At 69.9% G+C, this 26,580-nt stretch carries 27 protein-coding genes; 14 read left to right on the forward strand and 13 right to left on the reverse strand.

Features of this window, described 5'->3' with window-relative positions:
• Positions 1-29 precede the first annotated feature (29 nt).
• The 3 genes from EIZ45_RS22300 to EIZ45_RS22310 all read left to right on the forward strand — a co-directional run bounded on the left by EIZ45_RS22300 (position 30) and on the right by EIZ45_RS22310 (position 3,908).
• Positions 30-1,295, forward strand: coding sequence for a bifunctional glycosyltransferase family 2/GtrA family protein (locus EIZ45_RS22300; protein ID WP_134663068.1), 1,266 nt, complete (start codon positions 30-32; stop codon positions 1,293-1,295).
• The gene (locus tag EIZ45_RS22305) at positions 1,292-3,118 is read left to right on the forward strand and encodes a glycosyltransferase family 39 protein (RefSeq protein WP_134663069.1); all 1,827 of its coding nucleotides are present in this window, start codon (positions 1,292-1,294) and stop codon (positions 3,116-3,118) included. Before EIZ45_RS22300 ends, EIZ45_RS22305 begins: the two co-directional genes overlap by 4 nt.
• A gap of 88 nt (positions 3,119-3,206) precedes the next feature.
• On the forward strand, positions 3,207-3,908 hold the full coding sequence (locus tag EIZ45_RS22310) for a PP2C family serine/threonine-protein phosphatase (protein WP_043828217.1): 702 nt from the start codon (positions 3,207-3,209) through the stop codon (positions 3,906-3,908).
• Here the strand turns inward: EIZ45_RS22310 and EIZ45_RS22315 are convergent.
• The 4 genes from EIZ45_RS22315 to EIZ45_RS22330 all read right to left on the reverse strand — a co-directional run bounded on the left by EIZ45_RS22315 (position 3,905) and on the right by EIZ45_RS22330 (position 6,807).
• A complete protein-coding gene (locus tag EIZ45_RS22315) occupies positions 3,905-4,390 on the reverse strand; it encodes a DUF2127 domain-containing protein (protein ID WP_134663070.1) in 486 nt (161 codons plus the stop codon). The genes EIZ45_RS22310 and EIZ45_RS22315 overlap by 4 nt on opposite strands.
• Before the next feature lie 345 nt (positions 4,391-4,735).
• Positions 4,736-5,209, reverse strand: coding sequence for a hypothetical protein (locus tag EIZ45_RS22320; protein WP_134663071.1), 474 nt, complete (start codon positions 5,207-5,209; stop codon positions 4,736-4,738).
• Between the two features lie 184 nt (positions 5,210-5,393).
• Positions 5,394-5,624, reverse strand: coding sequence for a zinc finger protein (locus EIZ45_RS22325; protein WP_043828220.1), 231 nt, complete (start codon positions 5,622-5,624; stop codon positions 5,394-5,396).
• A 556-nt stretch (positions 5,625-6,180) separates the two neighbouring features.
• The gene (locus EIZ45_RS22330; protein WP_205669913.1) at positions 6,181-6,807 is read right to left on the reverse strand and encodes a maleylpyruvate isomerase family mycothiol-dependent enzyme; all 627 of its coding nucleotides are present in this window, start codon (positions 6,805-6,807) and stop codon (positions 6,181-6,183) included.
• Between the two features lie 486 nt (positions 6,808-7,293).
• Between EIZ45_RS22330 and EIZ45_RS22335 the strand changes: the two genes are divergently transcribed.
• The 5 genes from EIZ45_RS22335 (at position 7,294) to EIZ45_RS22355 (ending at position 10,985) form a co-directional block, all read left to right on the forward strand.
• Complete coding sequence (locus tag EIZ45_RS22335; RefSeq protein ID WP_134663073.1) at positions 7,294-7,629, forward strand: hypothetical protein; 336 nt, start codon at positions 7,294-7,296, stop codon at positions 7,627-7,629.
• A gap of 579 nt (positions 7,630-8,208) precedes the next feature.
• A complete protein-coding gene (locus EIZ45_RS22340; protein WP_043828224.1) occupies positions 8,209-8,475 on the forward strand; it encodes a DUF397 domain-containing protein in 267 nt (88 codons plus the stop codon).
• A 140-nt stretch (positions 8,476-8,615) separates the two neighbouring features.
• Entirely contained in the window at positions 8,616-9,494 is an 879-nt protein-coding gene (locus EIZ45_RS22345; RefSeq protein WP_240690629.1) for a helix-turn-helix transcriptional regulator, read from the forward strand.
• Positions 9,495-9,526: 32 nt separating this feature from the next.
• On the forward strand, positions 9,527-10,396 hold the full coding sequence (locus EIZ45_RS22350; RefSeq protein ID WP_037814214.1) for an SAM-dependent methyltransferase: 870 nt from the start codon (positions 9,527-9,529) through the stop codon (positions 10,394-10,396).
• A 40-nt stretch (positions 10,397-10,436) separates the two neighbouring features.
• Entirely contained in the window at positions 10,437-10,985 is a 549-nt protein-coding gene (locus tag EIZ45_RS22355; RefSeq protein WP_134663075.1) for a phosphoribosyltransferase family protein, read from the forward strand.
• Here EIZ45_RS22355 and EIZ45_RS22360 read toward each other — a convergent pair whose 3' ends face one another.
• Positions 10,986-11,828: an NAD(P)H-binding protein gene (locus tag EIZ45_RS22360; RefSeq protein ID WP_134663076.1), complete on the reverse strand. Its 843-nt coding sequence runs from the start codon at positions 11,826-11,828 to the stop codon at positions 10,986-10,988. It lies immediately after the preceding gene.
• Positions 11,829-11,917: 89 nt separating this feature from the next.
• On the opposite strand from EIZ45_RS22360, the gene EIZ45_RS22365 reads away from it, so the two are divergent.
• The gene (locus EIZ45_RS22365; RefSeq protein WP_134663077.1) at positions 11,918-12,295 is read left to right on the forward strand and encodes a helix-turn-helix domain-containing protein; all 378 of its coding nucleotides are present in this window, start codon (positions 11,918-11,920) and stop codon (positions 12,293-12,295) included.
• Here EIZ45_RS22365 and EIZ45_RS22370 read toward each other — a convergent pair.
• On the reverse strand, positions 12,292-13,131 hold the full coding sequence (locus EIZ45_RS22370) for a helix-turn-helix domain-containing protein (RefSeq protein WP_134663078.1): 840 nt from the start codon (positions 13,129-13,131) through the stop codon (positions 12,292-12,294). The two genes, EIZ45_RS22365 and EIZ45_RS22370, sit on opposite strands and share 4 nt — an antisense overlap.
• A gap of 101 nt (positions 13,132-13,232) precedes the next feature.
• Between EIZ45_RS22370 and EIZ45_RS22375 the strand changes: the two genes are divergently transcribed.
• Positions 13,233-13,997, forward strand: a complete 765-nt coding sequence (locus EIZ45_RS22375; protein ID WP_134663079.1) for an SDR family oxidoreductase — start codon at positions 13,233-13,235, stop codon at positions 13,995-13,997.
• A 1-nt stretch (position 13,998) separates the two neighbouring features.
• Here the strand turns inward: EIZ45_RS22375 and EIZ45_RS22380 are convergent, their stop codons facing one another.
• Genes EIZ45_RS22380 through EIZ45_RS22400 form a run of 5 tightly spaced genes read right to left on the reverse strand, consistent with a single transcriptional unit; the run spans position 13,999 to position 20,561 of the window.
• Positions 13,999-15,270, reverse strand: a complete 1,272-nt coding sequence (locus EIZ45_RS22380; protein ID WP_037813899.1) for a transporter — start codon at positions 15,268-15,270, stop codon at positions 13,999-14,001.
• A 2-nt stretch (positions 15,271-15,272) separates the two neighbouring features.
• Positions 15,273-15,785 (reverse strand): hypothetical protein, encoded by a 513-nt coding sequence (locus EIZ45_RS22385; RefSeq protein ID WP_134663080.1) that lies wholly within the window; start codon positions 15,783-15,785, stop codon positions 15,273-15,275.
• Complete coding sequence (locus tag EIZ45_RS22390) at positions 15,782-17,914, reverse strand: hydantoinase/oxoprolinase family protein (protein WP_134663081.1); 2,133 nt, start codon at positions 17,912-17,914, stop codon at positions 15,782-15,784. Before EIZ45_RS22390 ends, EIZ45_RS22385 begins: the two co-directional genes overlap by 4 nt.
• Positions 17,915-17,942: 28 nt before the next feature.
• Entirely contained in the window at positions 17,943-19,559 is a 1,617-nt protein-coding gene (locus tag EIZ45_RS22395; protein ID WP_134663082.1) for an FAD-dependent oxidoreductase, read from the reverse strand.
• A gap of 9 nt (positions 19,560-19,568) precedes the next feature.
• Positions 19,569-20,561 carry a LacI family DNA-binding transcriptional regulator gene (locus EIZ45_RS22400; RefSeq protein ID WP_240690630.1) on the reverse strand — a complete coding sequence of 331 codons (993 nt, stop codon included), beginning with the start codon at positions 20,559-20,561 and terminating at the stop codon, positions 19,569-19,571.
• Positions 20,562-20,752: 191 nt separating this feature from the next.
• On the opposite strand from EIZ45_RS22400, the gene EIZ45_RS22405 reads away from it, so the two are divergent.
• Positions 20,753-21,754 carry a hypothetical protein gene (locus EIZ45_RS22405; protein WP_134663083.1) on the forward strand — a complete coding sequence of 334 codons (1,002 nt, stop codon included), beginning with the start codon at positions 20,753-20,755 and terminating at the stop codon, positions 21,752-21,754.
• On the opposite strand, the gene EIZ45_RS22410 is transcribed toward EIZ45_RS22405, so the two are convergent.
• Entirely contained in the window at positions 21,751-23,205 is a 1,455-nt protein-coding gene (locus EIZ45_RS22410; protein WP_134663084.1) for an amidohydrolase, read from the reverse strand. The two genes, EIZ45_RS22405 and EIZ45_RS22410, sit on opposite strands and share 4 nt — an antisense overlap.
• A gap of 622 nt (positions 23,206-23,827) precedes the next feature.
• On the opposite strand from EIZ45_RS22410, the gene EIZ45_RS22415 reads away from it, so the two are divergent.
• From EIZ45_RS22415 to EIZ45_RS22425, 3 genes are read left to right on the forward strand one after another with little or no spacing between them, the layout of a single operon-like run.
• Complete coding sequence (locus tag EIZ45_RS22415; protein WP_134663085.1) at positions 23,828-24,163, forward strand: helix-turn-helix transcriptional regulator; 336 nt, start codon at positions 23,828-23,830, stop codon at positions 24,161-24,163.
• Complete coding sequence (locus tag EIZ45_RS22420) at positions 24,160-24,630, forward strand: SRPBCC domain-containing protein (protein WP_134663086.1); 471 nt, start codon at positions 24,160-24,162, stop codon at positions 24,628-24,630. Before EIZ45_RS22415 ends, EIZ45_RS22420 begins: the two co-directional genes overlap by 4 nt.
• A complete protein-coding gene (locus EIZ45_RS22425; protein ID WP_134663087.1) occupies positions 24,630-25,259 on the forward strand; it encodes a dihydrofolate reductase family protein in 630 nt (209 codons plus the stop codon). The genes EIZ45_RS22420 and EIZ45_RS22425 overlap by 1 nt, the downstream gene beginning before the upstream one ends.
• On the opposite strand, the gene EIZ45_RS22430 is transcribed toward EIZ45_RS22425, so the two are convergent.
• Positions 25,254-26,483 (reverse strand): alkaline phosphatase, encoded by a 1,230-nt coding sequence (locus EIZ45_RS22430; RefSeq protein ID WP_134663088.1) that lies wholly within the window; start codon positions 26,481-26,483, stop codon positions 25,254-25,256. The genes EIZ45_RS22425 and EIZ45_RS22430 overlap by 6 nt on opposite strands.
• Positions 26,484-26,580 lie beyond the last annotated feature (97 nt).

Genomic DNA, 26,580 nt, shown 5'->3' on the forward strand with positions numbered 1-26,580 from the left:
GCCAAAGCCCGGCGGACGACGGTGAACTCATGAACGCCACCGCCCCCTCCCGCAGCGGCGCCCCGCGGCCCGGGACGACTCCGGTCGGCCTCGGCGGCCCGCATCCCGTGCTCGACGTCGTCATCCCGGTCTACAACGAGGAAGCCGACCTCGAACCGTGCATCCGCAGACTGCGGGCGCACCTCGCCGAACGCGCCGGCTATCCGTACCGGATCACCGTCGCGGACAACGCGAGCACCGACAAAACCCTTGCCGTAGCCGAAGAACTGGCCCGCGAGTTCCCTGAAGTCGAAGTGCACCACCTCGACGAGAAGGGCCGCGGCCGCGCACTGCAAGCCGTCTGGTCCGCCTCGGACGCCGCCGTGCTGGCCTACATGGACGTGGACCTGTCCACCGACCTCGCCGCGCTCGACCCGCTCGTAGCCCCGCTGCTGTCCGGACATTCGGACGTCGCGATCGGCAGCCGCCTCGCCCGCGGCGCCCGCGTGGTCCGCGGGCCGAAGCGAGAGTTCATCTCCCGCTGCTACAACCTGATCCTCCGCGGCACGCTCGCGGCGAGATTCTCCGACGCGCAATGCGGGTTCAAGGCGATCCGCGCCGACGTCGCCCGCGCGCTGCTCCCCCACGTCCGCGACACCGGCTGGTTCTTCGACACCGAACTGCTCGTGCTCGCCCAGCGCTCCGGGCTGCGGATCCACGAGGTGCCGGTGGACTGGGTCGACGACCCGGACTCGTCGGTCGACCTCATCGCGACCGCCACCGCGGACCTCAAAGGCATCGCCAGGGTCACCCGCGCGACCCTCACCGGTGAGATCCCCGTGCACCGGCTGCGCGAACAGCTCGGCCGCGAACCGATCGGCGTGGAGGCCCCCGGAGTGTCCCCGAGCCTGGTCAAACAACTCGTGCGGTTCGCGGCGGTCGGCATCGCCAGCACCGTCGCGTACCTGCTGCTTTTCCTGCTGCTGCGGACCATGGTCGGCGCGCAGGCGGCCAACTTCACCGCGCTGCTCGTCACCGCCGTCGCGAACACCGCGGTGAACCGGCGGGTGACGTTCGGCGTCCGCGGCCGGGCCGGAGCCGGGCGGCACCAGTTCGAGGGGCTCATCGTGTTCGGCCTCGGGCTGGCGCTGACCAGCGGTTCGCTCGCCCTGCTCAACCACACCACCCATCCCGGGCTCGTCCTGGAGACGACCGTGCTCGTGCTGGCGAACCTCGCCGCCACGGTGCTGCGTTTCCTGCTGCTGCGGGGGTGGGTCTTCAATCCGCGCCGTACCGCTACCGAGGAGTCGTCTTGAGCACTGTCCTGTCCGCCCGGCCTGCCGTCCCGGACGCGCCGGACCGCGCGAAACCTCGCTGGGTCCGCCCGTCGGTGTTCGGACTCCTGGCGCTCACCGCTGTCCTGTACTTCTGGGACTTGACCGCTTCCGGGTTCGGCAACTCGTTCTACGCCGCGGCCGTGCAATCGGGCACGCAGAGCATGAAGGCGTGGCTGTTCGGCTCGTTGGACGCCGGGAACGTGATCACTGTCGACAAACCGCCTGCCGCGTTGTGGGTGGGGACAGCTTTCGCCCGCATCTTCGGGTTCTCGAGCTTCACGGTGCTCGCTCCGCAGGCGCTGATGGGCGTCGGGTCGGTCGGGTTGCTGTACCTGACTGTCCGCCGGGTTTCCGGACCGCTGCCGGGATTGCTGGCCGGGGCGATGCTCGCGCTGACGCCGGTCGCCGCACTGATGTTCCGCTTCAACAACCCGGACGCGCTGCTCACGCTGTTGCTGATCGCCGGTGCGTACTGCACGGTGCGGGCGATCGAAAAAGCCAGCCCTCGATGGCTCGCTTTCGCTGGCGTGGCAATCGGTTTCGGCTTCCTGACGAAGATGATGCAGGCGTTCCTCGTGCTGCCCGCGTTCGCGCTGGCTTATCTGATCGCCGCGCCGACCGGGCTCGGGAAACGGTTGCTGCACTTGGTTTACGCCGGGCTCGCGGTGATCGTGTCGGCGGGCTGGTTCGTGGCGCTGGTGGAGCTCTGGCCTTCGGCTTCGCGGCCGTACATCGGCGGGTCGACCGGGAACAGCCTGTTGGAGTTGGCACTCGGATACAACGGGCTCGGCCGGATCTTCGGCGGGCAGGGCAACGGCGGCGGCATGGGCGGCCAGGGCGGCGGGAACACCGCGTTCGGCGGCAGCTCCGGTCTCGGGCGGATGTTCGGCGCGAGCTTCGGCACGGAGGTCTCGTGGCTGCTGCCGGCCGCGCTGATCGGCCTGGCGGCCGGGCTGTGGTTCACCCGGCGGGCCGCGCGCACCGACCGTACCCGGGCGTCGCTGCTGGTCTGGGGCGGATGGCTGCTGGTGACCGGGCTGGTGTTCAGCTTCATGAGCGGCACCGTGCACCCGTACTACGCGGTGCAGCTCGCGCCCGCGATCTCCGCGCTGGTCGCGATTTCCGGGCACGCGCTGTGGCGCGGCCGGGCGCACACCGCGCCGCGGACGGTGCTGGGCGGGATGATCGCGGCGACCGCGGTGTGGGACTTCATCCTGCTCGACCGGACGCCGGACTGGGTGCCCGCGCTGCGCTGGGTGATCGTGGTGCTGGGGTTGCTCGTGAGCACCATCGTGGTGGTCGGGGTGCCGCGGACGCGGACCGTCTTGATCGGCCTCGCGGCGGCGATCGTCCTGACGCTCGGGGTCGGCACCGCCGGATACGCCGCGGAGACGGTTTCCTTGCCGCACAGCGGTTCTATCCCGACTTCGGGTCCTCGGAGCAGCGGAATGGGCGGCGGTTTCGGCGGCGGGATGGACGAGGCCAACGGTTCCGTCGGCCAGTTGCTGGGCGGCACGACGACGAAGTGGGCCGCCGCGACGACCGGATCGCAGTCGGCGGCGAGCCTGGAGCTGGCGAGCGGCAAGTCGGTGATGGGCATCGGCGGCTGGGACGGCAGCGATCCGGCCCCGACGCTGGAGCAGTTCAAGCAGTACGTCGCGGCGGGCGAAGTGGCGTACTACGTGGACGGCGGCCGGGGCGGCGGTCCCGGCGGCGGGTCGAACGACATCTCCGAGTGGGTGGCCGCGAACTTCACCGCGACCACGGTCGGTGGCGAAACTGTCTACCAGCTCACCCGGTAAGTCGGGAAATCCTCAGCCTCCTCCCAGGAACGAGGCGCATTCTGGAAAGCACGGAGAGTCATCCGCCGCGAACGTCCGGGAGGTCACGATGGCCGCATACCCACGCTGGCACACCGCGAGCGAGCAGGGCCCGCGCGAGCGCAATGCCGACGCGGTGAGCGCCTACGCGGCTGCCGGGGCGCGCGGAATCACCTTCGCACTCGCCGACGGCGTCGGGGACGACCCCGGCGCCGGGCGAGCCGCCCAGGTCGCCGCCGCGGCCGCCGCGCGGACTCCCGTCGAAGCCGGTCCGGTCAAGGCGGTTTTGGCCGCCCAGCAAGCAGTTCACCGGCTGGGCGGCACCGGCGACGCCGTCCTGGTGGTGGCCATGCCGTTCGCCGGCGGATACCGGATCGCCTGGGTCGGCGACGCGCGAGCGTATGCGTGGGACGGGTCGATGATCCACAAGCTGACGCGGGACCACACGATGGCGGAGTACTTCCGCTCGCGGCACCAGCCGTACTCGCCGCGGATGGAGCACCTGGTCACCACGAGCGTCCGCACGACGAAGCCCGAGGAGATCGGCACGACGGAATCCCTGAGCGGCGGCCTCCTGCTCACCAGCGACGGCGTGCACAAGGTCCTCACGCCCGCCACGATCGACGAAATCCTCGCCGACCCGGCCCGCGGCGCCTCAGCGCTGGTCGCCACCGCCATCGCCCTGGGCGGCCGCGACAACGCGACGGCGCTGTTCGTGGAAGCCCCTGACGTGGCCGCGCTGGTCACGGAGAGGCTGCACACCGCCGCCTAAGCACGCTCCCGTTTGAGGGCCCGGTACTCGCGGTAGACGAGCACGATGATCACCGCGTCGAGTGCCGCGAAGAACGGCAGCGCGATGGAGTGCGTTTCGAAGGCGCGGTAAATCTCGTACACGACGAACGCCGCGAGCACGAGCATCGCGACCGGATACGCGCGGACCCACTTGCGCGCGAGCGCCCACACGAGGGCGAGCTTGAGCAACCCGTGCGCCAGCAGGTAGATGACGGCGAACGTCTTGGTCCCCCCTCCGGCGAAATGCTCGGCAGCGGTTTCCAGATGCCGTGCCAGCGTGCCGGAGGGGTCGCCCAGCAGGTCGCGGGTGATGACCGCGTTGACGAACCCCGTGACGACCGTCGCGGGGATGAACGCCAGGATCAGCGCCCCGATCAGCTGAAGGCCCCCGTCGAGGCCCTTCAGCGTGATCGCGATCTTGAACAGCCGCTCGGTGGAACGGGTGGAGGTCTCCTCGCTCATCGGTACAGGAAACCGGAAAACCCCGGGACATGCTGGGTTGACGGCCTGGTTTCGGCTGGGTGATCCGGTTTGCGTGCCCTGCTTTGACCGCTGGCCGGGGTGTTCCGGTTCGTACCCTGCTTCCTCCGGTGGCCGGGCTGTTCCGGCTCGTGCCCCTGCTTCGGCCGCGGACCGGGTTACTCCGGCTCGCGCCCTGCGGCCGCCGCAGGCCGGGTTGCTCCGGCTCGCGCCCTCCTTTGGCCCCTGGCTGGGGTGTTCCCCGTCCGCGCCCTGCTTCGGCCGCAGGCCGGACTGCTCCGGCTCGCGCCCGCCGTGGCTCACCAGTCCCGCTGCGGTGGCGCCTCTTCACCCGCGAAGCATGGCCGCACCGCCCTTGCTCTGGCAGTCCGCGCAGCGCGCGTACCGTTTCGTGTGATCGTGCGGATCCTGCCCGAACACCGGATAACACGCGGCCCCGCACAACCCGAGATACACCGGCCCGCACCGCAACGGACGCCGCCCGACCTGATGCGCCAGCCGAGCCGCGTTCTCCGGCGCACCCGCCTGCGGCAGCCAGCCGTGCGCGGGCAGGCTCGCCAGGACGATCTCGTTGAGGTGATCGGCCCGCCGGATCAAGGCCCGCCCGAGGTCGAGAAGGCGCTCGCCGAGATCCCGCACCGCGTCCGGTCGCGGATATCGTTCGTCGAGGGCGCGGGTCAGGAACCCGAGATCCAACGCCAGGGTGGCTTGGAGGTCCCGGATCCAGGTAACCAGCTCGGGGCCAGTGAGCCCTACTGCCGACGTGCGCTGCTCGGGCAGTCTGCTCCAGTGGCCGGTCATGCGCTGTCCCCAGCGAATGCCAGGCCGCCTCGTGCTGCACCGCCCCCGCACCGGACACCAGCGTCCCTGCGCGTCGATGCCATGCTCGATGCTTCGGCCGCTCCCGACCGCAATGCCGCTCGCACCACACACACCAAATCCAGCCCCGCCGCGAACCGCACGCGCAAGACCGGCATCGCGCTGTTCACACCAGGCACCGTTCTTCGCTCGAGCGGGCCTGCCCCTCCTGGCGGAGCCATTCCTCCGCGCAGTCAGAGCACGTCGGATCGAACCAGTGGCCGCCGAGCTGTGGCACGTCGCTGCGGGCGACCGTGACTTCGGCTCCGCACAGTGCGGTGAACGTTTCCCCGGGTCGCGGCGCGAACGGCCCGTCCAGCGCGTGCCGTTTTCCTTCCGCCTGCTGCCATCTGAACACCGGACTCCTCCCCTTGTGGTGCTTGGAGTCCTATTTCCGATGTCGCCGCCGCGTAACGCAAGCCCCCGTTCCGGGTGATCATCGGAACCGGGATTTCCCCTTAGCCACCAGGGCTTTCCGCGCACGCCGGGGAACGAGCGCGGGTTACCGCCGGGTTAGGTGTCACCAGATGGTGACACCCCCGGGAGGGCGGACGCCGCCGCGAGCGTTACGGTGCCCGTGCTGCTTCAGCGATGCGAGGCGCGGCAGCAGTCACGGGCGCCGCGAGGGGGAAGGCGGCGAGCGTCCGCGCGGGCATCACCTCGCTTTCCGGAGTGCGGTCGCCGCTATGACTGCTGTCGCCAAGCGCATACGCAACCCCCGCGCGCGGGTTGTCACACGACCGTGGCGCGAATTGCCAGGATGCGGGCTCGATCACGACACGATGGTGGGTTCGATCAGGACGCCGGGAGCCGTGTCTGGGCCAGGGCCGTAGCGCAAGGCGTCACAGCAGCGGAGTCTGATCGGCACGCCGGAAGCGGCCTCGCGGTCATGCAGCGTGGATACGCCAGCCGGATCAAGCCACGGTGGTGCGGCTGATCAGCACGTCGAGACCCGGGCCGCTCAGATCGTCCGCCGCCGCGCGACGGCCTGCCAGCGCGAGCAGCAAAGCCTCCGCCGGGCCGCGGACTTCGATGCCGGTCCCGGACGTCCAGTCCAGGTCGGTCGCGACCGCGCGCAGACCGGTCAGCCGGCGCGACACCCCGATCGGCGGAGCTCGCAGCGACAGGTCCAGCGCCCGGCGCAACCGCGCCGCCGGGATCGTCCTCGGCAGCCCGAGCGGGCGGCGGATGTCCTGTTGATGGATCAAACCGTCGAGAAACCCGATCATCCCGCCGAATTTCCCCAGGAGCCGTCCCGGCTGCGGGTGTCGACGCATGACGCCGATCAACTCCTCCGGCGCGCGCACCCGGTATTCGGCGAGGCCGATTTCGTTGGCCCGGCTCAGCGACAGCCTCGCGCGGGCGAGCCGCTGCGCCAGCTGGCGTCCGCCTAGTTCGTCGTAGCTCACGACGTGCGCGACGACCGAGCGAACGTTCCAGCCCGCGCACAGTGTCGGCTGGTCCCACTGCTCTGGCGTGAGCGTCTCGAGGAAGTCCGCGAAGTCGGCGCGTTCCTCGCGAGCCGGGGTCCGTACGTCCATGCCCTCCCCCATCTGCGACGGACACTCACCGTAGCAGCGCACCCCTCGCGTTCGCCGGGTTGATCAAGGTGGCGAACCCCAAAGTGGACCTCGGCGCACATTCATCCGATCGGGTCGAATATGTGCGGACAGATAACACCTGGAATAGTCCGGCAGATCGCGAATACCCGTTCCGCAAACACCACGAACGGCGGCTTCGGCGAAGAATTTTCCGCCCCGGGTTAGCGCGATCGGCAACGGGCATGCAAAGATGGCATCACCGCAGGCAGGAGGGGTTAAAAGGGTGGAATATTCCATACCCGGGACGCCCGCCGCGGCCGCCGGAACCAGTTCCCCTCGAGGGCGGGCTGGGAACTGTGTTCCGGCACTTTTCCGGCGGAGAAGAAAGGAAGCGCAATGACCGTTCCTGGCGCGGAAAATGCAGGCCAGGCATGCCGTCGGACAGAAAAACCGGACATCCGCGGCGACAGACCGTATGCCGTTGCCGTGAGTCAACGCCCCGGCCGGGTGACCGTGACGTTTCACGAACCGGGCATGGCCCAGCCAGCCCCGGTCGTACCGTCGCCGCGGCCGACTACGAGACCGGCCTACCCGTCGTGGAAGACCGCGCGGACGGCGGTCGAACTGGCCGCCCAGCGGGACGGCGGGACTCAGCCGTGGCAGCTGATCGCGCTCCTGCTGGTGCTGCTCGCCGGGGCGACCGCGATCGTCTTCGCGACCGCCGGCGTGCTGGCCGGTCTGGCTACCGCGAGCGGAGTCGCCCTCGTCCACGTCGCCGGTGCCGTGCTGCACAAGCGGCACACCGCGAACCGGGGCACCTGACCACCCTCGAAGCGGACGCCGGCGGCGGCTCAGGCTGCCCGCGTTCTGCGCTCCCGGTGCCCGGCCGGGCAGGGCCGGGCACCGGGAGACGAGGTTGCCGTTCCGGGATTGACTCTGGGGTCGCGCCGAGTGCTGGCGACGGGTGACGGCTCGGCGGCCGAGATCGCTGCCGCTTCGGGATTACGCGAGCTCGGCTCGGCCCCACGATCCCGGTCCCGCTGGCCCCGCACCCCAGGGAAACCGCCCGAAGTGGCGCAAACAGGACTCCACCGAACACCTCAGTCCCTCAACCGCCCCCACCTGTCATCAACTGCAGACACCCAACCCCCTCCACTCCGCCAAAAACCACGAAAAAAGCACCCCCACCCCACCTCAACAACGAAATCCACAACAACAACCCGAAATTGCACGTGCGAAAGCACCACCCAATGCACGAGAAGTGTCCATTCAGGTGAAATCCCCGCCGCACACCGCGCCATTGATCCACCAGGCCACTACCCTCAGGAATATTCCGAACACATTCCGTACTTCGCGGAATATTCCATTCACTCATCGAAAACGAGAAAACGAGGGGTTGCAGTGGACGCCTACGACCCGCACGAGCACGAGCAGCACCCGACCCACGCCCCGGCGGCCGGGCCCGCGGCGCGCTTCCCGGACCACGCCTGGCGGAAACCCGCTGCTTGCGGGCCTAATTCCGGCAACTGCGTCGAAGTGAACCTGGCCGAGCACGGGCTGGTCGGGGTGCGGGACAGCAAGATCGGCGACTCTCCCGTCCTGGTCTTCGACCGGGGCGAGTGGGCGCGGTTCGTCGAGGCCGTGCGGCGCGGGGAATTCGACGGCTGACCAGGCACGACAACGCAGCTCTGCCGAAAACGCCGGGAACCTTGCGAAAAAGGCGCCGACCCGGAGTATTGCCCGCCGGGTCGGCGCATTATCATCGGAGGTTCTCACATCGGCCCCTGGACGAAATGACGGAGCCCCTGGTGACCACCCCGATCCGGCAGCCCCCGCCGTCTCTGCGGACCCAGCGTTCCCGGCTGGGGTCCCGGATCCTCAAGTGGCGCACCGCTCGCGGGCTGACCCAGGTCGACCTCGCCGACGGGATCGGCTGCAAGCAGCCCAAGATCCAGAAGATCGAGTCCGGCAAGGCGGGCACCCGGCCCGACGACCTCGAGCGGATCATCGAGGTGCTGGCCGTCCCGCCCGCCGAGGCCGATCAGCTGCGGGAACTCAACCAGGCCAACGATCCGTCCGCGCGCCGCGCCGAGCGGAGGATGATCACGCCGCAGTGGTTCCGCGAGATCCTGGAACGCGAGCAGGCGGCGGCGGAAATCCTCAGCTGGACCGGGAATCGCATCCCGGGACTGCTCCAATCGGAGTATTACATGCTCGCGCAATTCCAGGCCAGCCGCCAGGAGCGGGTCACCGACCGGGTCGCCGAACGCAAGGCGCGGCAACGGCTTTTCGACGCCTGCCCGGGTCCGCGGACGGTCTTCATGCTGGAGTACAGCTGCATCGAGAAACTCGTCTACGGCACCAAGGCCAGCATCGCCACCGATCAGCTCGAGCACATGATCCGGATCGTCGAGACGCATCCCTTCGCCGAGGTCCGGATCCTCCCGCGCGACGCGGCCGCCTACCCGGACGAGGACTTCACCATCCTCCGCTTCGGCCATCCCGACCTGCCCGATTTCGCTTACCAGGAAAGCAAAGTCAAGCTCATCACCGTGCCGCAGGGGCAGGACGAGTTCGCCTCCTACGAGGAGTCGTGGGAAGCCCAGCTCGCCGCCACCCTGTCGCGCGACCAGTCCCTGCAGTACCTGAAGGAATGGGCGAGCCGCTGCGCGACGCCCGTCCGCTGACCCGCAGTCCCGAACGAAAGGAACAGCCACCGGTGGCCGACGAACCCTTCCCGCCTCCCGGGGTCGACCTCGACCACCCGAGCGTCGCGCGGGTGTACGACTACTACCTCGGCGGCACCACCAACTGGACGATCGACCGGGAGTTCGCCGACGAGGTGATCCGCGAGTTCCCGCTGATCCGCCCCATCGCGAAGGCCAACCGGCTGTTCCTGCACCGGCTCGTGCGGCACCTCGTCAAAAAGGGCGTGCGGCAGTTCGTCGACATCGGCTCCGGCGTGCCGACCATGGGCCACGCGCACCAGGTCGCCGACGAACTCGCGCCGGGCGAGAGCCACGTCTGCTACGTCGACTATGAACCGGTCGCGGTCGCGCATTCGGAAACCCTGCTCCGCGAGTCGGGCGACCTCGACCGGCACGCGGTGATCCACGCCGACATGCGCGACCCGGAACGGCTGTGGGAGCAGATCGCGGCGACCGGCGTGATCGACGTCGAGAAACCGCTCGCGCTGCTGCTGATCGCGGTGCTGCACGTCCAGCAGCCGCCCGCCGAGGACAGCGGCGGCACCGAGGACCTCGGGCCGTCCATCGTCGCGCGCTACCGCGATCTGCTCGCCCCGGGCTCGTTCCTCGGCATCTCGCACATCACCGACCAGGGCGTTCCCCCCGACGTGGACGCCGGGCTGGTCGAGCTGAAGCAGCTGTACGACCGGTCGAGCAGCCCGGTGATCTGGCGTTCGCGCGAGGAGATCCAGGCACTGTTCGGGTCTTTCGAGATGCTCGAACCGGGGCTCACCTGGACGCCGTCGTGGCATCCGGAGGAGTCCGGCGAGGGCGCGCCGCAGGTGGAGTTCGAGACGCCGGCGCATTCGGTGATCCTGGCCGGAGCGGCGCGCAAGCCGTAATTCGCTCGCTTCGGGCGGACGCCGCTGCGACCATCGACGCATGCGCACGAGCACTGTGGCGGACCGGATCCGCGAAGCCACCGTCTTGCTCGGGGACGGGCCGGACCGCCACCGCTTCCCCGACCCGACGGGGTGGTGGCGTGCGCCCGGACTGCTGCGCGAACTGGGTCCGGCGCTCGCCGGGCTGTTCGCCGACGAGCAGCCGAATGTCGTGCTGGGCCCCGAATCCCGCGGGTGCCTGCTCGGTCCGCTGGTCGCGGTGGAATTCGGCGCGGGCTTCGTCGAGGTGCGCAAGAACCGGTACCCGACCTGCGATTCGGACCGGTGGTTCCAGCGCACCTCGCCGCCGGATTACCAGGACCGGCACCTTCGGCTCGGCTTCCGCCGCAGTCTGCTCCAAGCGGGCGACCGTGCGCTGTTCGTGGACGACTGGATCGACACCGGCGGCCAAGCCTTCGCCGCACAAGCCCTGGTCGCCGACGCCGGGGCGACGTGGATCGGCGTCGCCGTGGTCGTCGACGGGCTGCGTCGCCACGAGCCCCGCCGGCAACTCCGCGTGCGCTCCCTCCTGCACTCGCGCGACTTCTGATCACCGGAACGCGTCGACGCTGCGGCTGGCCCAGGAAGCGAACGAAGTCGCCGGACGGCCGAGCACCTTCTCGACATCGGGGCTGCTGCGGAGCTCCTCCGGAAGCGGCTGGCCCAGGATGTCGAGCGTGCCGTCGGCGACCGGTTCCGGCATCTGCTGCACCATCTGCTCGCGTGCCTGTGCACGGTCAAGCTCGACGAATTCCAGCGGCTCGCCGAGGGCAGCACCGAGGATCTCCGCGCGCTGTCGCGGGCTCGTCGCCTCCGGTCCAGTAAGGACATAAGTCTGTCCGGCATGACCGTCCCCGATCAGCGCGGCCGCGGCGACTTCGGCGATGTCGAGCGGGTCCACGGCCGGGAGCGCGACGTCGCCGAACGGCGAGAAAACCTTGCGCTGGGCCCGAATCGTCGGGATCCACGCGAAGGTGTTGGTGGTGAACCCGCCGGGGCGAAGGACTGTCCACTCCAGACCGGAAGACCGCACCGCCTCCTCCAACGCGGCGAGCGGCGCGTGCGAAACCGCGTCCGGCCGGGTTCCCGCGGCCTGCGACGACTGCAGGACGACCCGCGAGACGCCAGCGTCGGCGGCGGCCCGCAGGACAGCTTCCCCATCGACGTGCGCGCCCGCGCCGGAGACCAGCAGATACAGCGCCTCCGCGCCCTTCAGCGCAGGGACCAGGCTGCCCGCGTCCGCCAGGTCCGCGACCATCGGGGTCACGCCGGGCCGCGACGGCGGCGGGGACGTCACGCCGCGGGAAACGGCGGTCACGGCGTGCCCGGCTTCGGTCAGGGACTCGACCAGCATGCGGCCGACGTTGCCCGTGGCACCGGTGACGACGATCATGACTTGCTCCTCAGCTAGGGGTCGAAAGCGACACAGCGAGGCTAAAAGCCGCCGTACAGTAGGTTCCCCAGGGAAAGTATTGGAGCCGCATGACCACCACCGCGCAGACCGGGGCCGATCCGCTCGCCGCGTGCCGGATCAGCCCTGCCGTCGACCTGCTGTTCAGCCGGTGGACGACCCCGATCCTGTGGACGCTCAGCCAATCCGGTCCGGTGCGGTTCGTGGAACTGGAACGGCGGCTCGGCGCGACCGGGAAGGTCCTCACGCAACGGCTTCGGCAGCTCGAGCGCGACGGCTTGGTGGAGAGGCGCTATTACGCCGAGGTGCCGCCGCGCGTCGAGTACGAGATCACCGAACTCGGCCGGAGCCTGTCGCCGGTTTTCGCCGCGCTCGCCGAATGGACGGACGAGCATCTGCCCGCCGTCGAGAAGGCCCGCGACGCCTACACCGGCCCGCTGCCGCGTTAACCGGCGAACTGCTCGTTCCCCAGCACGCCGAGCAGCTGGATCTTCTCGAACGCCTCGCTGCGCGGCGGCGCGGTCAGCACGAGCAACGCCTGCGACTGGTCCTCGGTGAACAGCACCTGGCAGTCCACCTCGATCTCGCCGAGCTGCGGATGCACGAGCACCTTGTGGTCCTCGAACCTTTTCGCCACTTGGTGTTCTTCCCAGATTCGCGCGAACTCCGGGCTCTCCCGGGTCAACGCGCGCACCAGTTCGCCCGCCCGCGATCGCGGCCCCATCGACCCGTGCACGACCCGCAGGTTCGCCACCAGCGCACGGCTTTGCCGGTCCCGGTCGTGCGCCGGATAGACGAGCCGCTCGTCCGGGTCGGTGAACCACCGGTAGATCTCGCTGCGCGCCAGACCCGTGTACTGCGAGCGGTCCCCGTACAACGCCTCCGCGAACCGGTTCTGCACCAGCACTTCGCCGAGGTTCGACAGGATGAGCGCGGGCGTGTCCGACAGCCGGTCGAGGACCCGCATCAGCGCGGGCGCGACGTGCGTGGCCGCGACGATCGGCGACGGGGCGTTGCGGCCCGCGAGGTGGAACAGGTAGTCGCGCTCGTCGTCGGTGAGCCGCAACGCCCTGGCCAGCGCGGCCAGCATCTGCTCGCTCGGCTGCGGTCCGCGTTGCTGCTCCAGCCGCGTGTAGTAGTCGGTGGACATCGCCGCCAGCGCCGCGACCTCCTCCCGCCGCAGTCCCGCTGCCCGCCGTCGCGCGCCCGCGGGCAGCCCGACGTCCTCGGGCCGCAATCCCTCGCGACGGCTGCGGAGGAAGGCAGCCAGCTCAGCTCGATCCATGGGTCCAGTATCGGCTCGGTCCGGCGCCTCAGCCAGGGATCGCCGATCCCCCGATATGCGCTCTCTGCCGCCGCGACGCCGGGCGGCCGAAACTCAGTGGCATGAACATCACCGGAAACACCGTCTTCATCCCCGGCTCGACCAGCGGCATCGGACTCGCTCTCGCCCTCGAACTGCGGGCGAAGGGCAACACCGTCATCGTCGGCGGGCGGCGCAGCGAACTGCTCGCGCAGATCGCCGCCGACCACCCCGGTCTCGACACCGTCCAGATCGACACCACCGATCCGGCGAGCATCGAAGCCGCGGCCAAGGAGGTGCTCGCGAAGCATCCGGACCTCAACGTGCTCGTGCCGATGGCAGGCATCATGCGCGTCGAGGACTGGCACCACCCGGAGTCCTTTGTGGACAGCGCGGAAGCGACCGTGACCACCAACGTCCTCGGCCCGATCCGGCTCATCGCCGCGTTCGTCGAGCACCTGCAAACGCGTCGAGACGCCACCATCCTGACCGTTTCGTCCGGCCTCGCCTTCGCGCCGCTGAAGGCCACGCCGAGCTACAACGCGTCGAAGGCCGCGATCCACATGCTCAGCGAATCGCTGCGGCTGCAACTGGCCGACACCTCGGTGAAGGTCGTCGAACTGGAGCCGCCGTCCGTGCGCACCGCGCTCCTGCCCGGTCAGGAGGAAAGCGAGTTCGCGATGCCGCTGGACGCCTTCGTCGCCGAGGTCATGACGCTGCTCGAAACCCAGCCGGACGCGACTGAGATCCAGGTCGAGAACGTCAAGTTCCTCCGCCACGGCGAGGCCCGCGGCGACTACCACCAGGTGGTGGCGATGCTCAACGCCGCGGACCCGCACGGGAAGTGATTCACAGGTACAGCACGGCGGTGAGCACCATGCCGCCGAGCGCGACCACCCAGGTGTAGGGCAGCGTCGAGGCCATCGCCCGCTCCGGGCGCACGCCGGAGTACTGCGCGGCCCACACCGTCTGGGTGCTGGTCGGGTCGGACACGCCGAACACCTGGTTGTACGACGCCATCAGCCCGACCACGGCGGGCAGCGGGTAGATGCCGCCGGTCACGAGCACGCCCGCGACGCCCGCGCCGAGGCCGAACACGTTGAGCGGCCCGCGGAACAGGCACAGCGGCACGAGAAGCACGAAGACCACCACGAACCAGACCGCGCCGGACGGGCTGATCGCCGACACGATCGGCGTCAGCGCGTTCTTGGCGCCGGGAAGTTTCACCGCCGCGAGCAGCATCCCGATCGCGACGAACAGCGCGATCGGCGGGGCGGCGACGTCGAACGCCTTGTACAGCGAACGCAGCGCGCGGCCATTGAGCTCGCCCCATTTCGTGGTGGCGACCAGCCCGTACAGCACTCCGGCCAGCAACGACGGGACGATCGGCACCGCGAACCCGAGCGCCAGCACGATCGGCAGCAACGGCGTGAGCAGCGCGTACCAGGGCGCGTCGCCGCGCCGGACGCGCGCCTTCGGCCGGTCGAGTTTCACCGCCCACGCATGCCGCGCGCCGCGGCGGGTCTGGACGAGGACGTAGACGATGCCGACTATCAGCGCCATCGGGAACAGTTTGATCATGATGGACTTGACGTCGGCGACCGGCGCGCCCAGTGCGTCGGAGAGGAACTGCCACACCGGAAGTTCCAGCGGCGAGCCCGCGGAAATGCCCATCAGGACGGTGCCGCCCGCGGCGACCGGGCGCACGCCGACCGCGATCATCGCCGGGATGCCGACCACCCCGGCGAGCATCGCGGCGGGGGCCGAGCCGGTGATGCTGCCGCACAGGATCGACACCGCGAACACGCCGAGCGCCACCACAGACGGCCGTTCGCCGCCGAATTCGACGATCTTGCGCACCAGCGTGCCGGCGATGCCGGTTTCGTCCATCAGCGTACCGAGCCACGAGCCGAGCAGGACGGCGATCATCGTGGACGCCAACGCCGCGGCGCCCGTTTGCAGGACGCCGGCGAGGATGCTGTTCTTCCCCTCGGCCAGCGGCGCGCCGGCGAGCAGCGAGATGCCGATCGCGAGGAACACCAGTGCGAACGCCGTCGGCAGCACCCGGGTGAGCATCAGCACCACCCCCACCGCCATCAGGACCAGAATCGCGATACCCATGGTCAGTTCCCTCCCGCGAGTGCGGTGGTGAGCAGCAGCGGGCTGACGCTCAAGCCGCTGCGGCGGTGGGCGAAGCGGTGTGCGGCGATCTCTTCGGCCCCGGCGACGTGGCCGCGCACGCGGAACGGGCCGAGCCGCAGCGCGGTGTGGCCGAGCCGCCGGTTCAGCTCGCGGACGTCGAGGCGGTGGTGGGCCGTCTCGTGGGCGACGGCAGCCTTTCGCAACGCTTCGCGCGAGACTTGGTACCCGTGCTCAGCGGCGAGTTTTGCCAGTCGGGTCAAGGAATCCGTGTACACCGTGACGGTGCCTCCGTGGTGTTCGGCGACCAGGATCTCGTCGCGGCGAACCCCTCCCTCGCGCTCCACGACGTGCACGTCTTCGTCGGTTCCGGCGGCCAGTTCGTCGCCGTAGGCGAGGGCGATCGCGGCCCATTCGCGGAGCTGGTCCTCGCTGCGGTTCTCGTGGGTGGGCGTCGCGCGCAGCAGGTCGACGGCCAGGTCCAGATCGGTGTTCACCGGCGGTCCTCCAGGATCAGGACGACCGGCTCGTCCGCCGCTCGGGTCTTGACCTCGGCTCCGGCCAGCGCGACCAGCTGGTCCCGGTCGAGCACGCCGGACAGGTCCGCGATCTTCGGCCCGACCAGCAGCCACACCGCCGGCGCCTGGGAACCGCCGTCGCCGTAACGGGTGTGCTGGTCGGCCAGCGTCGCCAGGCGCGCTTGCGCGGAGCCGGCGTCCGTGTGCTCGATGACCGAGCCGGTGCCGTGCAACCGGATCACCCCCTCGCCGTCGACCACGCGCATCTGCTCGACGGGCCGGGCGAACCGTCCGAGGAATCCCGCACGTCGCGCTTTCGCGCCGAAGACGCGGTGCCTCGCGGTGCCGTCCAGTTCCCGCACTTCGCCCGGCTGGACCCCGATGCTGCGCGCGACCTCGGCCCGTACCGCTGTTTCGTCCACAGTGGAGGCTCGATCCTTGGTGCGCAGTTCGGTAGCCCCGGTGGCGACCGCACGCACCAGGTTGCGCTGCGGGTCCACTGTCACGTCCACTTCGACGCCCGCGGGATCCGCGCCTTGGGCCACGACGGCGGATTCCGCCTCGGTGCGCACGGCGAGAATGTCCGCATTGGACGGACTCGGCACGATCCGTTCCACCGATTCCCGCACCAGCGCTAGCGCCGCACCGAGCGGGCTGATCACTTCGGCGTGCGCGGCGATCCGCCAGTCGTGGGAGGATTGCGCGCCGAGGAACGGCGTGACTGCCGCGGCTCCGCCACCGCCGCCGACGAGCGTCGGCCGGTTCAGCCGGTATTCGGCGACCAGTCCGTCCACGACCGTCCGGACGGGTTTGACCGCCTGCTCCAGCACCGTCCGCGCGGCCTCGTCGACCGTCACCCCCAGCGCCGCGGCCAGCGGTTCCATCGCCAGCCGTGCCGATTCACGCTCGGCGAGCGCATAGGCGTCATCCGGGACCACGCCGAGCGCGTTGGCCGCGCAAGTGAGCGTCAGCGCGCACTGACGACCGCCGGACAGCTCCAGTGCGACGTAGTCCGACGGGTCGTCCGGCCTCGGCGACACCGTGACCAGCTTCGCCCCCGCCAACGCGGAAACCGGCTCGAAACACGCGTACGGCAGCCCCGCGATGTGCGCGCTGCGGGGCCCGACCTCGGTCACCGCACGCCCGGAGAACCGGATCAGCGAGCCGCCGCCGATGCCGACCGTCCGCACATCGAGCGCGGGCAGGTACGTCTCGTGCCCGCCGAGATGTGCGTGCCGTACCTGGACGCGACCACGCCGGATCACGCTGATGTCCGTAGAAGTCCCGCCCGTTTCCAGGAAAACGCCCTCGCTGAGCTTCTCCCCCATCAACGCGCCGGCCACGCCTGCGGCCGGGCCGGACAACGCCGTCAGCAACGGACGGCGACGCATCTCCGGCAGCGACATCACCCCGCCGTCACCGCGCACGACCATCAGCGGCGCGGTGATCCCGGCCCGCTGCACACTGGCCTCGACCACGTCCGCGGTGGACACCATCCGTGGCATGATCCCGGCGTTCAGCACGGCCGTCCGGGCTCGTTTGGTCAGCCCGTACAGCCCGGTTATCTCGTGCGTAGCCGTCGCGAGGACTCCGCGTTCCCTCGCCGCGGCTGTCACCGCCCGCTCGCCCTCGGGATCGTCCACGCTGAACGGTTCGACGGCGACGATCACCTCGGCACCCTGTTTGACCAGGTCGTCGACCGCGTCCCCGGCCGCCGAGAGGTCGGCGACTGGGGCGAACCGCACCGGCATCCGCCGCCCGGGAGCCAATTCCATTTTGCCGAGCGCAGTGAGCCGCCGGGTGGCGAACGCGTCGAAACCGGTGCCCACGCCGGCGATGCCGACGGTGGCGACGTCGCCTTCCAGCAACGCGTTCGTCGCCTGGGTGGTGCCGTGCGCGAGGAACGACACGTCCTCCGCGCCGACCTCCGCCCGCAGTTTCTCCAGCGCTTCGAGAATGCCGTGGGCGACGCCGTCTTCGTGGTCGTGGCTGGTCGGCACTTTCACCTGGCCGAGCAGTTCGAACGTCCGCGCGTCGACGGCGACGGCGTCGGTGAACGTGCCGCCGACGTCGATGCCGACGCGCACGGGACCGGGATGGAACGCCATTGTCCGCACCTCCTGAGGGAAATCGTGATCAGTAGCCGCGGACGTCGGGCCAGCGCCGTTCGACCCCGGCGCGGTCCAGCACGCGGGCGAACTCGTCGAACCGGTCCTCGCGGATTTGGTGCGGCTGCAGCCCTTCGCGCAGCGCGAAACCGGCGAGGTGGCCGGCGACCTCGCCGACGTTCCACTCCACCGGATGCAACCGGTGACAGCCGTTGGTGATGTGCGTGGTGCCGATGTTCTTTCCCGCGGGCAACAGGTTGCGCATCCGCTGCGGCAGCAGCGCGCCCAACGGCAGTTCGAAGGGGACGCTCGGCACGTCGAGGTAACTGTCCCCGGCGGTCGACGGGTGAAGGTCGATCCGGTAACTGCCGACCCCGACCGAATCCTCGCGCCGCTTGCGGCCGGTCGGGCCGAGGATGTCGAGCGACACGTCCTGTTCGACGACCGTGGTGACCGCCCGGATCCGCCTCGCTTCGCGCACGTACGCGGACTTCGCCAGCCCGTCGTCGGTGCCGACCACGTCCGGGCGCAGCTTCAGGCCGGGGAAACCGGTGCCGCCGTCCAGCCGTGGTGCCTCGGTCTGCAGCCAGTACAACACCGACAGCGAAAGCTGTTTTGCCTCGTAGTGCGCGCGGGCCACGTCCGCGGCGGTCGTGACCCCGTCGATCTCCAGCGCGGGCCGCAGCCAGTAGTCGTTGAGCGGCCAGTTGACCAGGGTGAGGTCGGAATCGAACGCACCCGGCTGGTGCAGTTTGCGCGCGAGGATCCGCCGGAACCCCCACAATTCCTTGTCCCCGGCGTCGGCGCTCTGGTCGGCGCTCACCGCGAGCGGATCCGTCTCCGGGTTCGGGTCGAAGGTCCGCGGCACCGGCTCCAGCGACCGGGGATCCGGGGCGAGGAACCCGAGCAGCGGGCCGGGCCAGAAGTCCGGCTGGTATTCGCTCCAGACGCCGTACAGTTCCGGCCGGTCGATCGTGTGGTCCTCGCCCGCGTGATGGGACAGCACGAAGCAGTAGGTGATGCCCTGGAGGTTGCCCGGGTCGGCCTGCTCCGGCGCGTGCGGTTCGCCGTGCTCGGACTGCGCTTCGGCCCCGATCGCGAACTCGGTTCCAGTGAGGGGCAAGAGGTCGCCGTTTTCGGTGGCGTCCAATGTGTACTCGGCGCGAACCGTCGTGCGGTTCCCGTCCGGCCCTTCGAAGGTGACCGCCTCGACACGGTCGCCGGTGACGTCCGCCGCGACCGGCCGGTGTCGCAAAAGGACAGTCAGCCGGCCGGACGAGCGATGCGGGGCCAGCATCGATTCCAGCACCGCGAGCGCGACGCGCGGCTCGTGGCACAGCTTGCTGACCCGCCCCGCCCCGGGGTTCAGGTCGGTGAGCGCGGCCGCTTCGGCCCGCAACGGGTAATGCCGCCGGTAATAGTCGCGCACCCCTTCGCGGAACCGGCGATACGTCGCGGTGCCGCCGAACTGTTCGATCCAGGGATTCTCGTCCGGGGGCACCGCCTGCGCGGTGAACTGGCCGCCGAGCCAGTCGGTCTCCTCGGTCAGCACGACGCGGTGTCCTGCCGACGCGGCGGCCAGCGCGGCGGCGACGCCGCCCACCCCGCCGCCCGCGACGAGGATCTCCGTGCCGAGTTCAGCCATTGCTCTGTCCTAATCGGATCGTGGTGCGCCGACGTCCTCGCCGGCCACCGGTGGGCACCACAGCAGCTGCTGCCGCGTGGTCGTCTTCTCGGTGACGAGGTCCACGAGCAGGCGCACGGCCAACCGGCCCATTTCCCGCATCGGGACCTCGAATCCGCTCGTCCCCGCCGTCCCGCCCAGCACCGCGAGGGACAGGTCGTCCGGAGTGGACAGTCCGGCCTGGTCGATCGCGGCCCGCACCGCACGGTGCGCGGCACCGGTGTCGGTTCCTTCCACAACCACCGCGGTGACGCCTTCGTCGAGCCATTTCCGGATCGGAACCGGCTTTCCGTTGAGCCGGACGATCTTCGTGTCCGGAGCCGCGCGCAGCACGCCGAGCTGACGGTCCGCAGAGGACGGTGCCTCGTCCGCCTCCCGCACGTACCGGATTTCCCGGTGGCCGAGGTCGATCAGCCGCTCCAGTACTTGCGCCGAAGCGGTGACGTAATCCGCGCCGATGTACGGGATCTGTCCGTCCAGTTCCGGCCGGCGTCCGATGTAGACCAGCGGGAACCCGGACGCCATGAGCCGCGAAACCGGTCCCTCCGGGACGTGCCTGCCGAAAAACAGGCAGCCGTCGGCCATCCGCGTCCGGCGGATCGCCTCCTCCTGCCGCGCGTGCGGCCCGCTCGTGCCGGTGAACAGGATCAGATCCTGGCCCAGCGCCGCGGCTTCCTCCTCGACGCCGGAGAGAATCGGGTGGTACGCGTCGGCCTCGTCGGTCGGGAACGCCGTGCGGAAGGTGTACAGCCCGAGCAGATTCGCCCGCGCCGACGCGAGCCGGGTGGCCGCCGGGTTCGGCACGTAGCCCAGTTCCTCGGCCACCCGCAGCACCCGGCTGCGGGTCGACTCGGCCATCCGCACGGTCCGGTTGCCCGCCAGCACGACCGAAACCGTCGCCTGGGACACCCCGGCGATGCGGGCGATGTCGGCTTGGCGAGGCATGCGGTTGCGGCCGGGCACGGGTCACCTCCGAGGAGCGCTAATGCGGATTAGGCGAGGATCTGCGCCGGGCCCGGCACCGTCAAGGCTTCCGGGATGTTTCTGTCCTGTTTTGCCGGAGTGAGGGACTAATACGTATTAGCACCTTGACAGCGCCTCAGCGGCGCCCGAAGAGTCGCTCCCGGTAACCGCCGATGAAAGGGAGCGTCCGCATGACCGAACTTTCCCGCCGCACCGCCCTGCGCGGCGCAGCCGGAGCGAGCTTCGCACTGGCCGCGCTGCCCCTGCTCGGCACCGGAACCGCGAGCGCCGCGCCCGCCGGATTCCCGGAGTACCGTTTCGTGCGCACCGCGTTCGACAAAAGCAAACTGCAGTACCCGCCGGCGAGGCGCGAGGTGATCTTCCCGTGCATCCGCGGCGTCTATGACAAGCTCGCCAACCCGCTCGGCCGCTATTACCTCTACTACGCCCCGCACGACGCGCCGGGCGGCATCTGCCTGTCCTATGCGGACAGTCTCGAAGGGCCGTTCGTCGAATACCCGCGCAACCCGATCGTCAAGAACGTCTGGAAGCCGCACTACGACGTGTCGCACGTGTCGTCGCCGTTCGTCCTGTGGCACGGGCAGACCCGCGAACTGTGGCTGTATTTCCACGGCGAGAACACCACGACTCGCCTCGCGCGGTCAAAGGACGGGATCCACTTCACCTACGACAAAACGGTGCTGTCGACGTCGATGCTGCCCAAGGGCACCACCGAAACCTCCTACGCCAAGGTGTTCGAGCACGACCTGCCTTCGCGCGGCGCGAAGTACGTGATGGTGTTCATGATCAACACCACCGCCAACCACCGCAGCATCGGATGGGGCTGGTCGGCCGACGCTCGCGACTGGACGTTCTCGCAGACGCCGCTGATCCGTCCCGAAGAAGTCGGCGCGAGCAACATCGGCGCGCCGACCGTGGTGCGGCGCAACAATTCCACCTACGTCGTGTACCACGAGAACATCGAGGCCGGCGGGAACATGCTGATCACCGAGGTCGGCAACGACTTCGGCAAACGCGAGCACCTCGGCGTCTTCCACGCTCCGCTCGCGGGCGCGCCGGACAACGGCCGGTGCGCCGCCGCGTCGTTCGGCACGATGAACGGCAAGGAGTACATGTTCTACGAGGCGGGCGAACGGCTCAAGGGCGCGATCGCCATCGCCCGCGCGGTCTAGGCCAGATACGTCGGCCTCCCGGCCACGATCGTCGCGGACACCGGCATTTCCCGCAGTTCCTTCGTGGACAGTCCACTCGGGTCGGCCGCCGTCAGCACCAGATCGGCCACGTCGCCGACCTGGACGCCGCGGCGGCCGCCCGAGGACGCGGCCAGTGCGTCGGCGAGCGGGATGGCCTGCTCGGGATGCCACGGCGACCGCTCGTCGTCGGTCCGGCCGACCGCGGCGGCGATCCCGTCCCACGGATCGAGCGGCGCGACCGGCGCGTCCGAGCCGAGTTCCAGCCGGGCGCCGGATTCGAGCAGGGCGCGGTAGGCGTACGCGCGGTCGGTGCGGCCGTGCCAATGCCGGTCGGCGACGTCGCGGTCGTCGGGCTGGTGCGCGGGCTGCACACTCGCGACCAGCCCGAGCGCGGCGAACCTCGGCACGTCCTCGGGCCGCAGCAACTGCGCGTGCTCGATCCGGCCCGGGCAGCCGACCTCGGCGAACGCGTCCAGCGCGATGGTGTTGGCGTGATCGCCGATCGCGTGCACCGCCGGGATCAGCCCGTGCTCGTGCGCGCGGCGCATCAACGGCACCAACTCCTCCGGCGGCAGCTCCAGCAGGCCGTTTTCGCCGGATCCCGGGTACGAATCGTGGCAGTAAGCGGTGCGGGTGTTGAGCGAACCGTCGACGAACAGCTTGAACGGGCCGACCGTGAGCAGTCCTTCGCCTGCTTCGAGCACATCACCGGTCCGGTGTCCTCTTTGGATGGTCTCGTCCAGCAAATACCTTGCGATCACACAGGAAACCCTCGTCGCTGGCTTTGCCGTGGCCGCCCGCCGGGTCCAATCCGTGACCGTGTCCGCGTATTCGTAGTCGACCACCGACGTCACGCCCCGCTTCGCGGCGGCAGCCAGCGCGTCGGCAACCCAAGCGTCCTGAACCTCGACCGGCGCGGACGGCAACGCGGCCGTGGCGCTCATGCAGTCGTTCTCCAGCAGGACGCCGGTCGGATGCTCACGGCCGATCAGCTTCAACGCGGCCGGGCTGAGCCACAACGTATGCAAATCCGCGCTGAACAACGCCACCGCGCGGCCCGGGAGCGCGCGCTGCAGCAGATCCTTGTGCGGCCGGTCCGGCCAGAGCCCGTCCCGGAACCCGACGCCGACGACGAGCTCCCCCGCCGGAGCACCGAGCAGCTTCTCCATCAGCAATTCGACCGCGCCCACCGCGGATCGCGCACCGTCCAGCGGGATGCGCCTGCGGAATCCGGCCCACTGCACGAGGTGCGCGTGCGCGTCGACGAGCCCGGGCAGAAGCGTGCCGCCGTGCCCGTCGAGCACGCGGGCGGCGAACCCGGTCCCAGCGCCCGGTTCCTCGACAGCCGATACGACACCGTCGCGCACCCGAACGTCGGCCAGCGGCCCCTGCAACCCGACCCGGACGCGGCGGAGGAGAAGATCGTCCATGCGCCCAGCCTGCCAGCAGGCCCCGTTCGGGTGAAGCGGGAATTCTGATGCTGGGGCGGGCGTTGAAACGGGTACACGCAATGCATGGCAGCCGTCGCCCGCCGAAGGGTCAGGGCCGGTCAGGAGCGCCGCCTTCACAAGCCGCGCAGGGTTCGACTCCCTCGGTTGCCGCTTTGTTCCGCTGGACCGCGTGCGTAGGCGCGGGTCGGGCGAAGTTGTCTTGGTTCGCGGATACGGCTGTGGCGCCCTCGCACGGGATGGGGTTTTGCGCGCTGGGGTCCGCTCGATGCCCGTTACGGTGCCACACGCCGCGACCCGGTTCATCGGCGCGAGCTGGGTTTTGCGCGCCGACGCGGTCTCAACGCCACCTACCGCGCCGCTCGCCGCGACCGGCCCGGGTGGCGGGATCGGCTGCCCAGCCCGGCCCGGACGCAGCGGAAGCTTCGGCTAGCCACACTCCCGAGTTCCTCACAGAGCGCGAGCAGCTGACCCCGCTTCGCGCAGGGTTTCCCGTCCGCCCGGCGGCCACCAGCGCTTCAAACTCCGACTGTGAGCACGCCTCGCCGCGGCCCGAAACACTTAGCTCTTGCGCTAACCATCCCCGCCCGCAATACTTAGCCCCATGGCTCAGTATTCGACCACGCTCGACGGGGTCTTCTCCGCCCTCGCCGATCCGACCCGGCGGGCTGTCGTGCGGCGGCTCGGGGTGGGCCCGGCGAGTGTCGGGGAGCTCGCGGGCGACGCGCCGATGACGTTGCCGTCCTTCATGAAGCACGTGCGGATGCTCGAGTCGCACGGGCTGATCCGCACCGAGAAGTCCGGGCGGGTGCGGACGTGCGTCCTCAACCGCGAGCGGTTCGCGCTCGTCGAGGACTGGCTCGCCGAGCAGCGGCGCGTCTGGGCCGGGCGCACCGACCGGCTCGAGCAGTTCGTCACCAGCCAGGAGGACCAGCCGTGAACCCCGACCTCGATCTTTCCCTCGGCCGCGTCATCCGCGCGCCCCGCAAACGCGTCTGGGACGCCTGGACCGACCCGGCCAGCCTCGCCCAGTGGTGGATTCCCTCCCCGCTGCGGTGCCGCGTCGAGGAGCTGGACGTGCGCGCCGGGGGTGCGTTCGTCACGCGGATGAGCGAGGACGGCGACATCTTCGTCCCGCATCTCGACGCCTGTTTCCTCGTCGTCGAGGACTTCGAGCGGATCGTTTTCACGAACGCCCTCGACAGCGCGTGGCGGCCGGCGAACCCGCAGCCGGTCGCGATGACGGCGGAGATCGTCCTCCGGGATCATCCGGACGGGACGGATTACCGCGTCGTCGTCCGGCACGGGGATCCGGCGGCCCGGGAACGGCACGCCGATCTCGGGTTCGCGGACGGCTGGGGCACGGTCACGGCTCAGCTCGCCCGGGTCGCGGAGGGCGGGGCCTGATGCAGATCTCCCTCACCGCGTTCGTCACGCTCGACGGCGTCAGCCAAGGGCCCGGATCGTCCACAGAGGACACCAGCGGCGAGTTCTCCCGCGGCGGCTGGTTCGTTCCGCATCTCGACCAGGCGTTCGTCCAGCGGGCGTCGGAGTGGCTGGATTTGGCGGACGGACTGTTGTTCGGCCGCCGCACGTACACGTCGTTCGCGCGGGACTGGCCCGCCGTCACGGATCCGGACGATCCGTTCGCCGAGCGGATGAACGCCCTGCCGAAGTACGTCGTGTCGAACACGCTCGAAACCGGCGATTGGGCCCCGACCACCGTGCTGCGCGGCGACCCTGCGACCGCGGTGCGCGAGCTCAAAGCGCAGCCGGGCCGGGAGCTGCAGATTCACGGCAGCGCCCGGCTCGGCAATACCCTGTTGTCCGCGGGGGTCGTGGACAAGGTCCGGTTGGTCATGACGCCGACGGTGCTCGGGGCGGGACGGCTGCAGTTCCCGCATCCGGTGTCGGCGACCGGGTTGCGGCTTGTCCGGCACGAAGCCACGCCCAGCGGGTTGGTGCTGCTGGAGTACGACGTCACCGGAGCAGCCGCGCTCGACGACTACGACGGAGTCACGAACCTCGCCTCATGAAAGGTGCGCGGCGGAGACCATCGCGCGGTAGACGTCGGTGTTGTCCAGCGTCCCGTCGAGCCGGTCCGAGCCGGGGCCGGTCGCGGTGACCGGGGTCGGCACGCCGCTGTGGTCGCCGCTCGTCCAGTCGACGGTCAGCGAAAGTTTGGTGCCGGGAACGGGAAACGGGCCGTCCTCGTTGCCTTCGGGCGCGCCGTCGGTGTTCTCGATGGCCAGTCCGCCGGTCTCGTGGTCGCCGCCGATGATCACCAGGGTGTCCGGATGCGAGCGGGTGAAGCGCAGCACCTCGGCGACAGCCGCGTCGAGCGCCCGGCCCGCGTCGAGGACGCCGTGGGCGTTGTTTTCGTGGGACATTCCGTCGATGCCTTCTTCTTCCAGGAACAGGAAGAAGCCGCGCGGGTTGGCGGAAAGCGTGTCGAGCGCCTTCTTCGCCATCACCGGCAACGCGACCTTCGGCTGGTACGCGCCCTTGCCGTCCGGGCCGTAGTCGACCATGTCCTCGTTCGCGAACAGGCCGAGCAGCCGCGGCGCGCGAGTCGCGGCGAGTTCGCTGGCGTTCCGCACGTAGGTGTAGCCGGAGCGCTTCGCCTGCTCGATCAGGTTTCCATGCGTGCTGCGGCTTTCCTCGCCCGGCTTGTCCGGCCACGCGCCGGGATCGCCCTTCGGCAGCCACCAGTCTTCGCCGCCGCCGAGGAGGACTTCCGGACGGCTTTCGGTGATGTACTGCTTCGCGATGTCGCTCTGCAGATCCCGCGACGGCACGTGGGAGGCGAACGCGGCCGGCGACGCCCCGGTGACCTGCGCGGTGGTGACCAGTCCGGTCGACTTGCCGGCGCGTTTCGCCTGCTCGAGCACGGTCAGCAGACGGCGGCCCTGCGCGTCCTGGCCGACCGCGCCGTTGCGGGTCTTGTGCCCGGTGGCGAGCGCGGTCGCTGCCGCGGCCGAGTCGGTGACGAGTTCTTCCGGGTCGTCGGGGTCGGTGTGCACCATGCCGGTGACCGGGAGCCGGTTCATGACCAGGTCGCCCTTGCGGCCGGTCGTCGCGAGCCGGACGAACTCCCGCTGCGCCGCGCCCATGCCGTCGCCCTGGATGTAGACGATGTTGCGCGCTTTCGGATGCCAGCCAGCGGAATCCGCGGCGGGACTGTCCCCCGCCATCGCGACCGCGGGCACCGCTCCGGACACCGCGAGCACGGCCGCGGTGAGCACCATCGTCTTGCGCATCCGGATCCTCCTTTAGTTAGGAAGCTTTCCTAACATGTTTCCGGGAGCGCCGCGAGAGGGTCACCTGAATGGCCGTGTCCACCGACGGTGAACAGCA

The sequence above is a fragment of the Amycolatopsis sp. CFH S0740 genome (assembly GCF_004522315.1).
In the GTDB taxonomy this organism is placed as follows: Bacteria; Actinomycetota; Actinomycetes; order Mycobacteriales; family Pseudonocardiaceae; genus Amycolatopsis; species Amycolatopsis nivea.